The sequence below is a fragment of the Chloroflexota bacterium genome (assembly GCA_009840625.1).
In the GTDB taxonomy this organism is placed as follows: domain Bacteria; phylum Chloroflexota; class UBA11872; order UBA11872; family VXNJ01; genus VXNJ01.
Window position 1 is genome coordinate 75,848 of sequence record VXNJ01000009.1, and the last position, 12,422, is coordinate 88,269.

Sequence of the window (12,422 nt, forward strand, 5' to 3'; positions counted from 1 at the left end):
TCCGGGACCAGGTTATGGAAAAGGTAGTCCTGGCCTATTCGGGCGGACTCGACACGTCGGTGGCGATCCCTTGGATCAAGGAGAACTACGACCTCGACGTGATCGCCCTCACCATCGACCTGGGCCAGGGCCGCGAGCTAGAAGGGGTCCCAGAACGCGCGCTGTCCAACGGCGCAATCGAGGCCCACGTTGAGGACGCGCGGGCGCTTTTCGTCGAACGATTTGTATTTCCGTCGCTGCAGGCCGGGGCCAAGTACGAGGACGCCTATTACCTGGCGACCGCGCTGGGGCGCCCGTTGATCGCCTGGCTGCTAGTGGAAACCGCCCACAAGGTCGGCGCGGTGGCGGTCGCGCACGGATCCACCGGCAAGGGCAACGACCAAGTGCGGTTCGACGTTTCAATTGGCACCCTGGATCCAAATCTGCGCATCATCGCCCCGATCCGGGAATGGAGCATGAACCGCGACCAGGAGATCGAATACGCCACCGCCCGCGGCCTCGATATTCCGGTGACGGTCGAGAGCCCCTATTCGACCGACGAGAACCTGTGGGGCCGCAGTATCGAGTCGGGCGTGCTCGAGGACGCTTGGCACGAGCCGCCCAACGACGTCTGGCTCTGGACCACCGACCCCGCGGATGCCCCGGACCAGCCCCTCGATCTGGAGATCGGGTTCAAGGCCGGCGTCCCGGTATCACTCGACGGCGAGGAGATGGACGGGGTGCAGCTGATTACGCGCCTGCATGAGATCGGGGGAAGGCACGGGATCGGTCGGGCCGACCATATCGAGAACCGCCTGATCGGCATCAAGTCGCGTGAGATTTATGAGATGCCGGCGGCCGAGATTCTGCACCGGGCGCACTACGCGCTGGAGACGATGACTTTGTCCCGCGACCAGATGCGCTTTAAGGCGCAAGTCTCGGCCGAATACGCGCGAATGGTCTACGACGGGCTCTGGTTCTCCGGACTGCACCGCGACCTGGCCGCTTTCCTCGGCTCCAACCAGGAGAAGGTCACCGGATCGGTGCGGATGCGGCTGCACAAGGGACACGCCACCGTTACCGGGCGCAGTTCCGAGGACTCGCTCTACCGTCCGGAACTGGCCACCTACGGCGCCGACGACAGCTTCGACCACAACGCCGCCGTCGGTTTCATAAAGCTGCACGGCCTCAGTCAGCAGACCCAGGCGCAGCTCCAACTCGGCGCCGGGGGCGAAAAGCTCCTACCACCCGGGGGCAACTAAGACTCGACCGGGCACCGACGCTGTCGCCCGCCAGCGCCGACAATCTAGGCTACAAGTGGTGCCGGGGATTTGGACCGCCGGCAAATGCCGCTGCCTTAAGCGGCGGAGGACGAACCTGGCTTGAGTCTCTGGGCAGGAAGATTGGGCGCCGGCGGAGGCAGCGCCGCGATGGCGTTTACCTCTTCGCTCGGCCGCGACGCGCGGTTCTGGCGCGAGGAGCTTGCGGTCGCGGTTGCGCACGTCGAAATGCTCGGTCGCTGCGGGATCGTGGATCCGGCTGAATCCGAATCGGTGGTCGCCGGCCTGCGCGGGATCGCGGCGGACTTCGCCGCCAACGGGGTTCCCGTCGACGGCGGTGACGAAGACATTCACGCGCTGGTCGAGCGGCTCCTGGGAGAGGCGGTCGGCCCCAGCGCCGGTCATCTCCGGACGGCGCGCTCGCGCAACGACCAGGTCGCCACGGCCTTCAAGCTATACGTCCGGCGGGCCACCACCGACATTTGGGAAGCCTCGCTGGACCTCTTCGAGGCGCTGGTGGGGCGGGCCGGTGAACAGGGTGACACGATTGCACCCGGGATGACCCATCTGCAGGTCGGACAGCCGATTCTCCTGGCCCACCATCTGCTCGCCCACGCAGAGGCGCTGCGGCGAGTCTGCCGGCGCTGCGCGTTCGGCCTGGACTCGGCCTCTGAACTGCCGCTCGGCGCCGGCGCGATGGCCGGCACCTCGTTCCCGATCGACCCCGAATACGTCGCCCGGCGGCTCGGTTTCCGGCGGACCTGCAACAACAGCGTCGACGCGGTAGCCAACCGGGATTTCGTGGTCGAATTCCTGCAGCTTTGCAGCCTGGCGGCGGTCAACCTCTCGCGGCTGGCCGAAGAAATCGTAATCTGGGCCTCGCAGCCGTTTGCGGCGGTTGTGCTGCCCGACGCCTGGGCAACCGGATCCAGCATCATGCCGCAGAAAAAGAACCCCGACGTGGCCGAACTGGTGCGGGGTCGGGCCGGAACCGCGATCGGCCGGCTGGCCGGTTTCCAAGCGACCCTAAAGTCGCTGCCGCTGGCTTACAACCTGGACCTGCAGGAAGACAAGCAGGCGGTCTACGGAGCCGAGGACGATACCCTAGCCGGCCTGCTGGCAATGACCGGCTTGGTCGCCAATCTGCATTTCCGCTCCGATCGGCTCGCCGAAATCGCCGCGATGGGGGCGTCGGCGGCCACCGATCTGGCCGACTATCTGGTCGGCAAAGGGGTGCCCTTCGACCGCGCCCATTCCGCAGTCGGAGCCCTGGTCGCCGAACTCGAACGACAGGGCCGTGACCTGGCGTCGGTTGACCTTAAGACCCTGCGGTCCATCGACCAAAACTTCGATGAGCGGGCGCTTGAGCGGCTGGATCCCGGCTGGGCGGTCCGGGCGCGGACTTCGCCCGGTGGGACTGCCCCGGTCCAGGTGCGGGCCCAGGTTGAGTCCGCCCAGAGCTGGGCCGGATCGGAGCGCCAGCGGGTTCAGGCGGCGCTGCCGAACCTGCCGCTTGACTGACCCGCCCCCGTGCGGAAAGTACCAAAACTCAAATAGAATTTCTGCGGCCAACGGATCCGGCCTTCCGCGACCGGCTCCCAGGCCCTTCAGAAAACGCCCCGTTCAGGCCAATTTCATGATCAGAAGCTTGAGCTTGGGTTACCCGCGAATCGGGCCCAAGCGCGAACTTAAGCGCGCCGTCGAGCGTTACTGGAGCGGCCGGCTGAGCGCCGATGAACTCCGGGACAAAGCCGCCGAATTGCGCCGTTATGTCTGGGAGAGCCATCGCGACGCCGGTATCGATCTGATTCCCAGCAACGATTTCACGCTCTACGACCAGGTTCTCGCCACCACCGAAATGGTCGGAGCGGTGCCGGAGCGGTTCAGAAGTCTGGCGGGCCTCAGCCCGCTCGACGTGTACTTTGCGATGGCGCGCGGATACCAGGGCCCGCAGGGCGACGTGCACGCCTGCGATCTGACCAAATGGTTCGACACCAACTACCACTACGTGGTGCCCGAACTCGCGCGCGACCAGGAGTTCGCGCTCGACTCGACCAAGCCGCGTTCGGAATTTGCCGAAGCACTCGCCCTGGGGATAAAGACGACGCCGGTGCTGATCGGGCCGGTCACCTACCTGTTGCTCAGCAAATCGGTCGACGACTCCAACCCGCTCGACCTGCTCGACAAATTGCTACCGGTCTACGATGAACTGCTCAGGGAATTGGACCGCGACGGTGTCGATCAGGTCCAATTGCACGAGCCGGTCCTGGTGACCGACCTGGACCCGACCGCGGCCGACGCGTTCCGGACCGCCTACCGCCGGCTCGCTGCCACCGGTCCGAGCATCGTACTGGGAACCTACTTCGGTGCGCTGAACGAGAACCTGTCCCTGCTGGACGGCCTGTCGCTGGGGACCCTGCACGTCGACTTGGTGCGCGCGCCGGATCAACTCGAACCGGCGGTCGCGGCCGCCAAGGCCAACGGCTGGAGCCTTTCGCTGGGTCTGGTCGACGGACGCAACGTCTGGCGCGCCGACTTGGATCGGGTCCGGGAGCGCGCGGGCGTAGCGGTCGCCGAACTCGGCGCCGAGCGCGTGCTGATCGCATCCTCCTGCTCGCTGCTGCACTGCCCGGTGGATTTAGACAACGAGACCGGACTGGACGAAGAACTAAAGCAGTGGTTGGCGTTCGCCAGACAGAAGCTGGGCGAGATCGCCGCGGTCGCCGGTTCAATGAACGGGCGTCCGGGCCACGAAGGAACCTTCGCCGGCGCCCGCGCCGCGCAGCGTTCGCGGGCAAGCTCGGGGCGGATTCACAATGCCGCCGTGGCCGAGCGCCTGGCCGGCATCACCGAAGACATGGTCCGTCGACGCTCCCCCTATCTGGAGCGATCCGGCGCGCAGCGCGATCACCTGAACCTGCGCCCGCTACCGACCACGACAATCGGCTCTTTCCCGCAGTCCGGTCAAGTCCGCCGAGAGCGGCAGGCGTACCGCCGCGGCCGCCAGACGCTGGCCCAGTACGAAGACTTCCTGCGCACCGAGATCGCCCGCACCATCAGGATCCAGGAGGACCTGGACATCGACGTGCTGGTGCACGGTGAATTCGAACGCACCGACATGGTCGAGTACTTCGGCGAGCAGCTCGAAGGAATCACGTTCACCGGCAACGGCTGGGTTCAGAGCTACGGCACCCGCTGCGTGCGGCCGCCGTTGATCTTCGGCGACGTATGGCGCCCCGAGCCGATGACGACCCGCTGGTCCGAATACGCCCAATCGCTCACCAAGCGACCGGTCAAGGGCATGCTCACCGCGCCGGTGACGATCCTGATGTGGTCGTTCGTGCGCGACGACCAGCCGCGCGAGCGGACCTGCCAGCAACTGGCGCTGGCGCTGCGCGACGAGGTCGCCGACCTGGAAGCGGCCGGCATTTCGGTGATCCAGCTCGACGAGCCGGCCCTGCGCGAGGGCCTGCCGCTGCGCGCGGCCGAGCACGCCGACTACCTGCGCTGGGCGGTCGAGTGCTTTCGGTTGGCATCATCCGGGGCGGCCGATTCGACCCAGATCCACACCCACATGTGCTACTCGGAGTTCAACAACATCATCGAAGCGATCGCCGCCCTCGACGCCGACGTGATCTCGATCGAGGCCTCGCGGTCAAACATGGAATTGCTCGAATCCTTCGTCGAGTTCGACTACCCGAACGAGATCGGGCCAGGCGTCTACGACATCCATTCGCCGCGCATCCCGTCGACGGACGAGATGGAGCGGCGACTGCAGGCCGCGCTAGAGCACCTGCGGCCCGAACAGCTATGGGTGAACCCCGACTGCGGACTCAAAACCAGAAGTTGGGAGGAAGTCGAACCAGCATTGCGGAATATGGTGGCCGCCACCGAACGAATGCGGCAACTCCAGACTACGCCGGCCTGACCTAGAGACCGGGAACCGCGTCCGCGCCAGGACGGCGCGCCGAAGATGACCCCTGCAAGCCCCTCACCGCGCTACTGGCCCGCGCTCGACGGGCTGCGGGCCCTAGCCGTCCTGGCCGTGGTGGCGTTTCACGCCGGCGCCGCCTGGCTGCCGGCCGGATTCCTGGGCGTCGACGTCTTCTTCGTCATCTCGGGATTCCTGATCACCACCCTGCTGCTGCGCGAGAGCGAAAGCAGCGGCGCAATTTCGCTCGCCGGTTTCTGGCGGCGGCGCGCGGCGCGGCTTTTGCCCGCATTGCTGCTGATGCTGGCGGGCGTGGCCGCCTACCTGCTGCTGGCAGCGCCGGACCTGCTGCCTCGCTTCGTCCAGGACGTGCGGTTCGCACTGGTGTTCGTCACCAACTGGGACTTCATCCTGCGCGACGTACCGTACTTCGCCCAGTGGCAACCGTCGCTGGGCACGCATCTGTGGTCGCTCGCGGTCGAAGAGCAGTTCTACCTGGTCTGGCCGCTGGTCGTCGTCGTAGCGCTGCGCCTGGGCGGACGCCGCGCAGTTGGGATCCTGGCCCTGGTTCTGGCGGCCGCCTCGGCGCTGCTCATGGGGATGCTTTACGTCCCGTTCACCGACGTTTCGCGGATCTACTTCGGCACAGACACGCACGCGTTCGGGTTGGCGGTGGGTTCGGCTCTAGCCGTCCTCGTGCGCGCCCGGCCTCAGACCGTGCCCGCAAACCGGGTCGTTCTGACCCTGGCCGGCTCGGTGGCGCTGATCGGAATCCTTGCGGCAATGTCTTTGCTGCACGAGTGGGACGGATTCCTCTACCGCGGCGGCTACCTGGGGGTCGCGATCCTGACCGGGCTGGCCGTCGTAGTCGCCACGACCGAAGAAAACGCCATGGTCCGCTCCCTGAGCTGGCGGCCGTTGCGCTGGCTCGGCCGGCGCTCCTACGGCATCTACCTCTGGCATTGGCCGTTGCTGTTGCTGCCGGCGCCCGCGGCGCTGGCCGGAGCGGAGTTGTCGGAGCCGTTCGACACCCTGTTGCGACTGGTGCTGTTGGTTGCGCTGGCGGAATTCTCTTTCCGCCTGGTCGAAGTCCCGCTGCGCCGGGAGATCGCGCCAGCGCGGGGGCCCGCGTTGCCCGGGTTGCGGCGAATGATACGGCGAACCCGCGCCGGCTTTGGTTCGGAGTTTCCGGGCGTGGTCGCATCTTCGATTTGCCTGGTGCTCCTGGCCACCTTCGGCGCAATCGCCGCGGCCGGACACCGCGAATCACTCCCGGACACCACCTTCACGGCGTTGGAGTTCGCACCCGACTCGGTACCGGCGGCAGCCGGCGTTGACGAACCGGGCGCCGCGGCGGGGCATCGAACGCCGGAGCAACAGTCCGTCCGCGATCGGCCCGCCGGGGAATCTGCGACCCCGTCCGGCCCGCCGATCGCGATTGCCAATCGGGAGCAGCAGGAATCGCCGCCGGATACGCCGGCCAGCGGTCAGATCGCGGCCTTTACCAGCAACCTGATTTCGATCCGGTACCAGCCGGGCACCGCTCCGGCCCGACCGGTCGCGCAGGATCCGGCCGCCTGGGAGCGCGTCCTGGCGATCGGTGACTCGGTGATGCTGGGCGCTGCCGACAATCTGCTGGCGGAGTTTCCGCAGATTCGCGTCGAAGCCGCCCAGTCGGCCCAGTTCCCGGAAGGGGTCGCCCGGATTCGGGCCGAAGTGGCCAAGCCTCCGGCCGAGCGCTCCGAAGTGGTCGTATTGCACCTCGGAACGAACGGAGTCTTTGATCCCGCCCAGCTCGATGAGCTGCGCCGCCTGAGCATCGGATTGGACCGCCTGGTCGTTTTGAACATTCGCGCGCCCCGCTCCTGGGAATCGTTCGTGAACGATCAACTCGCTCCCACTGCCGATTGGAGCAAGGTCAGGTTCATCGACTGGCACACGATCAGCGGCGACCGACCGGACTGGCTCGAAGGGGACCACGTCCATCTGACCGAGGTCGGCCAGGACGCATACACGGCCCTGATCGCGGACGCGATATCGCCCTGACCACTTCATAAATGCCGCGCACCGGGGCGCGAAGCGACCGCCACGGAACGTTTTTGCCGCCCGGTCCGCTCGGCCTCCCGGTCGCTCCCCGGCGGCCGGGCAATTGACTTCATCGACGCAAATGCCGGCCGAACGGATATTTGGGGTTCGCTGAGCACGGGCCGCGAACCAAAGCGATGATGAGGGCCGGCAGAATTCCTTACCGGTGACCGGCAAAGGGAAAATCTAAGCGCGCGATGCGACCCGATTTGTCGCCGCTCGACCAGGTACCGGGGCAGCCCAACAAAGTGAACGCAGCCGATCCTTCCGCCGAACCAGACTCCGGCGAGGTCGCCGAAAAGATCGCCCGGTTGCGCAGCGAATTGGTCCGGCACGAACGCCTCTACTACGTTCTCGACCGCCCTGAAATTGGTGATGCCGAATTCGATCGGATGCTGCGCCAGCTGCTGGAGTTGGAAGAGGAATTCCCCGAGCTGGCAACCCCCGATTCACCTACCCGCCGGGTCGGCGGTGCTCCGCGCCCGGGAGTCGAAAAAGCCGAGCACTCGTCGGTGATGCTCAGTCTCGACAACGCGTTCGACGATGACGAGCTGGCCGAATTCGATCGCCGGGTCCGGGAAGGCGCCGATCGCAGGGTGGTCTCCTATGTCGGCGAACTAAAACTCGACGGAGTCTCGATGGCGGTGCGCTACGCCGAGGGACGGCTGGCGCTGGCGTTGACCCGCGGCGACGGAATATCGGGCGAGGTGATAACCCCCAACGCGCGAACGCTACGCTCGCTGCCGCTGACGGTCGATCGCAGACTGCTATCCGACTCAGGGATCGACCGCGGCTTCGAAGTGCGCGGCGAAGTGGTGATGCCCAAGACCGCGTTCGCGACGCTCAACCGGCGCCAAGCAGCCGAGGGCGGGCATGTTTTCGCCAATCCGCGGAATGCCGCCGCCGGCACGCTGCGCATGCTCGACCCCGCGGTCACCGCGGGTCGTCGATTGGACTTCTATGGATACTCGCTGCTGGTTTATGGCCAGCCCTGGGGTGAATCGCACTGGCAGAGCTTGGATTTGATGGAGGAACTGGGATTCAAGATAAATCCGCATCGCCAGCAACTCGAGGGGCTTGAAGGCCTGCGCGAATTCCGCGATCGCTGGATGGACCGGCGGGAGTCGCTGGAATACGAGATCGACGGCCTGGTCTTCAAGGTCGATTCGACCCAGGACCAGCGGCAGCTGGGCGCGACCGCCAAGGCGCCGCGCTGGGCAATTGCCGCCAAGCCGCTGGCACAGCAAGCCGAAACGATCATCGAGGACGTGGATCTGCAGGTTGGGCGAACCGGCGCGGTCACGCCGCGCGCGCACCTGAAGCCGACACGAATCGGCGGAGTCACTGTGGCGCGTGCGACCCTGCACAACTTCGACGAGATCGAACGCCTCGGATTGCAGATCGGCGACAGGGTCCTGGTCGAGCGGTCGGGCGACGTGATCCCGAAGGTGCTGCGGGTAATCAGGCACGGTCCGGATCGCAACGAGATTCCGGTTCCAAGCGCCTGTCCGGTGTGCTCAACCGCCCTGGAGCGGCCCGAAGGCGAAGTGGTATGGCGCTGCCCGAACGCACGTTGCCCGGCCCGGCTCAAGCAATCGATCCTGCATTTCGGTCACCGGGCGGCAATGGACATCGACGGCCTGGGCGAGTGGCTGGTAGAGGAATTGGTCGATGCCGGCCACGTCCGCGGACTGGCGGACCTGTACCGGCTCGACCCCCTGTTGCTGGCCAACCTCGAGAAGGATTCGTTCCTGTTGGCTGAGGATGCTGCCGAGTCGCTGATCGACGAACTCGCCGCCGCCCGCGATCGAATCGACCTGGGCAGGGTCTTGTACGCGCTCAACATCCCGAGCGTCGGTCCATCCGTGGCCGCCGCGATTGGTCGAACGCACTCGGGAATCGGTCAGCTTGCCGCGGTAACGCGCGAAGCCCTCGAGGCAAGCGGTTGCGTCAACGAACGACAGGAGAACTCGTTGCAGTCGTTCTTCAACGACCCTTCAAATCAAACTCTCGTTCGCGACCTCGAAACGTCCGGCCCCCCGTTCAACTCCGTCGGCGATCGGCGGTCCGGGCCGCCCTCCGCCGAAGGCCCGGTCTGGGACTCTCGGCGCCTGCACTCCTTTATTGAGCGCCTTACCAGGCCCGCTGGCGATTTGCCGGGGGCGGTAGCCGGAATTGGCGGCGTGCTCGCACGTCACCTAGTCGAACGAGGGCTCGTCGGCCGGCCATCCGACCTGTTCCGCCTGGAAGTCGCAGAACTTGCGCGGATTCCCAACCCCATCAGGCTCGGTGAGAAATCGGCCGCCCGGGTAGTCAACGGGCTGGAGCGATCCAAGCAAGCCCCGTTGCAGCGCCTGCTTTACGGGCTGGGAATACGCCACGTCGGGGAACGAACCGCCGAACTGCTCGCCCAGCACTACCGCGATCTCGACGCGATCGCCGGTGCCTCGACCGAGGAGCTGGCGGCGGTCGACGAGATCGGCCCGCTCATCGCAGCTTCGGTGGCGGCCTTTTTCGAGGATCCCGGCAACCGGGCGTTGATCGAAGAACTACGCCAGGCCGGGCTGCGCCTAAAAGACCCCGAGCCATCCCAGGCATCGGCGTCCCCCGAAGTCGCCGGCAAGACGTTTGTTCTGACTGGCGCGCTTTCCCAGATGACGCGCCGCCAAGCAAGGGAGCAAATCCGTTCCGCGGGCGGCAAGGTGACCGGATCGGTGAGCAATAACACGGATTACCTGGTGGCCGGTGACAAACCCGGTTCCAAGCTGACCCGGGCCCGGGAGTTGGGGGTGGCGATCCTCAGCGAGGACGAGCTGCGGGAACTGCTTTCGGTATAGGCTCCGGGCGCCCGGACTCCGCGCCGGATTCAGCCGGATTCGGCGGCGGCGACCGGGACCAGGCGGGCGTATGCGGCGGCCAGTTTCTTGGTCTCGCCGGTGTCGAATCGGACCTTGACGATCTCCTCACCGCGCGCGATCTGGGACTCCAGGACTACTCCGGTGCCGAAGGTGGCGTGTTGCACCTCCTGGCCGGGCGCAAACTGCGGGTCGGGATCGACCGGCGGCGGCGGCTCGAATCTGGGGCTCCGGCGGAGGGCGAACAACTCCATGCCAACGCCGTGCCCGTAGCTCTCGGTGGCCCGGTACTCGAGCAGGTCGGCGGGCAGGTCGACAAGGAACCGCGAGGGGTCCTGAGATTGCTGTCCCCAGTACCGACGTGCCCGGGCCGAGTAAGAAAGATACAGGCGGTTGCGGGCCCGGGTCATGCCCACGTAGGCTAGGCGCCGTTCCTCGTCGACGTCACGGTCCAGACTGCGCAGGTGCGGTATCAGCCCGTCCACGAAACCGCAAACGAAGACGCAGTCGTACTCAAGGCCCTTGGCGCGATGCAGGGTCATCAGCTCCACCCGTTCGGCGCCCACTCCGGCGGCGTCGTCGCCGCCGGCGATCAAGGCCACGTCTTCAAGGAACTGGCCGAGGGCCTCGGCCGGTTCGAGCCCGGCATATACCGCCAGACTGTCCAGCAGGGAACGCACGTTCTCGAGCCGATCCTCGCCCCGATCGTCCTCGGTCAGGTAACGCTGGTAGCCGGTCCGCTCGAGCACCGCCATCAGCAACTCGGGCAACGAAACCGCCGCGGCGTCCCGGCGGAGCGATTCGATCACGTCCGACAGCCGAACGAGCGCGCCGCGTCCGCGGGAAGTCAGACCGTTGGGGGGCAGGTCGGGGTCCTGGCTGGCCAAAAGTGATATCAGCTGACCCACCGGCAGTCCCAGATCGGCGCGCAGCGACTCCAATTGCTCGCGCGTTCCCGGCCCGATCCCGCGGGGTGGCGTGTTGAGCACCCGCCGCCAGGAAATCAGGTCCGCGTCGCGGTACAGCAACCGCAGGTAGGCGATAAGGTCCTTGATTTCGCGCCGCTGGTAGAACTCCGGGGCTCCGCGCACCACGTAGGCGATGTTGAACCGCCGCAACTCGGTCTCCAGCTCCCGCGACTGGGAGTTGACGCGGTAGAGGATGGCGATTTGCTGGGCCGGAATGCCCTGGTTGGTGAGCCGGGCGATCTCGCGGGCGATTTCCTCGGCCTCGTCTTCGGTGTCGGAGGCTTCGATGACCGTGATCTTTTGCCCGGACGGGCGCTGCGTCCAGAGCTCTTTTTCATGGCGGCGGTTCATGCCCCCGGCCAGCCCGTTGGCGCACTCCAGGATGTTTCCCGATGAACGGTAGTTGCGGGTCAGGCGCACCACCCGGGCACCCGGATAGCGGTCGGCAAATCCCAGGATCAGGTCCACGTTGGCGCCGCGCCAGGTGTAGATGCACTGGTCGTCGTCGCCGACCACCACCAGATTCGAGTGGGCGCCCGCGAGCATCCCCATGAGGGTGTCCTGGGCCTGGTTGACGTCCTGGTATTCGTCCACCATCAGGTGCAGATAGCGGCCCTGCAGATGCTCAAGGACGGCCGGATGCTCGCTCAAGAGACTCACCGGACGGGCCAGCAGGTCGCCGAAATCGAGCGCGTTTGAGGCAGCCAGCTCGCGTTCGTAGTCGGACGCAATGTCGCCGAAAAGCTCCGGCTCGAGGCGGAAGTCGACAGTCGCCGCGTAGTGCTCCAGCGGATCGGCCAACTCGTCCTTGGCGCGGGCGATGCTGGCGATGATGTGGCTCTCGACGTTGCGGCCCAGGCCGGCCTTGTCGAGTCCGCGCCGCGCCAGGACGTGCTTTAAAACACTGCGCTGGTCGTCGGCGTCGGCTATGGAGAAGTTCGGATCTATCCCGATCCGCTCCCCGAAACGGCGCAGCAGGCGGACCCCCAGGCGGTGGAACGTGGAGATCTGGGCCGCGTGCAGGATCGATCCCCCCAGCGCTACTGCGCGCTCGCGCATTTCGGAGGCGGCCTTGTTGGTGAAGGTGACCGCCAGGACCCGCTCCGGCGCAATCCCCAGTCCGCCGACCAGGTAAGCGGCGCGGTGGGTGATGACCCGGGTCTTGCCCGACCCCGCCCCGGCCAGAATCATCATCGGGCCGTCGACGTGGCGCACCGCTTCGAGCTGTTCGGGATTCAGCAATTCGTCGTGGTAGCTGGGGTGACTCATGTACCTGGGCGCGTCCGATCCCCCGGACCGGCGGTCAACTCTCCAAAGCAAATGC

Annotated in this window: 6 protein-coding genes; 5 read left to right on the forward strand and 1 reads right to left on the reverse strand. The window is 66.3% G+C overall.

Annotated features, from left to right (window positions below; all coding sequences use genetic code 11):
- Positions 1-14: 14 nt before the first annotated feature.
- The 5 genes from F4X41_06065 to ligA all read left to right on the forward strand — a co-directional run bounded on the left by F4X41_06065 (position 15) and on the right by ligA (position 10,112).
- Positions 15-1,241, forward strand: a complete 1,227-nt coding sequence (locus F4X41_06065) for an argininosuccinate synthase (GenBank protein ID MYB16585.1) — start codon at positions 15-17, stop codon at positions 1,239-1,241.
- Positions 1,242-1,409: 168 nt separating this feature from the next.
- Positions 1,410-2,780 (forward strand): argininosuccinate lyase, encoded by a 1,371-nt coding sequence (argH, locus tag F4X41_06070; GenBank protein ID MYB16586.1) that lies wholly within the window; start codon positions 1,410-1,412, stop codon positions 2,778-2,780.
- 115 nt (positions 2,781-2,895) lie between these two features.
- On the forward strand, positions 2,896-5,187 hold the full coding sequence (gene metE, locus F4X41_06075) for a 5-methyltetrahydropteroyltriglutamate--homocysteine S-methyltransferase (protein ID MYB16587.1): 2,292 nt from the start codon (positions 2,896-2,898) through the stop codon (positions 5,185-5,187).
- Between the two features lie 45 nt (positions 5,188-5,232).
- The gene (locus F4X41_06080) at positions 5,233-7,236 is read left to right on the forward strand and encodes an acyltransferase family protein (protein MYB16588.1); all 2,004 of its coding nucleotides are present in this window, start codon (positions 5,233-5,235) and stop codon (positions 7,234-7,236) included.
- Between the two features lie 236 nt (positions 7,237-7,472).
- Positions 7,473-10,112: an NAD-dependent DNA ligase LigA gene (gene ligA / locus F4X41_06085; protein MYB16589.1), complete on the forward strand. Its 2,640-nt coding sequence runs from the start codon at positions 7,473-7,475 to the stop codon at positions 10,110-10,112.
- Between the two features lie 29 nt (positions 10,113-10,141).
- Here the strand turns inward: ligA and F4X41_06090 are convergent, their stop codons facing one another.
- Complete coding sequence (locus F4X41_06090) at positions 10,142-12,367, reverse strand: AAA family ATPase (GenBank protein ID MYB16590.1); 2,226 nt, start codon at positions 12,365-12,367, stop codon at positions 10,142-10,144.
- Positions 12,368-12,422: the final 55 nt, after the last annotated feature.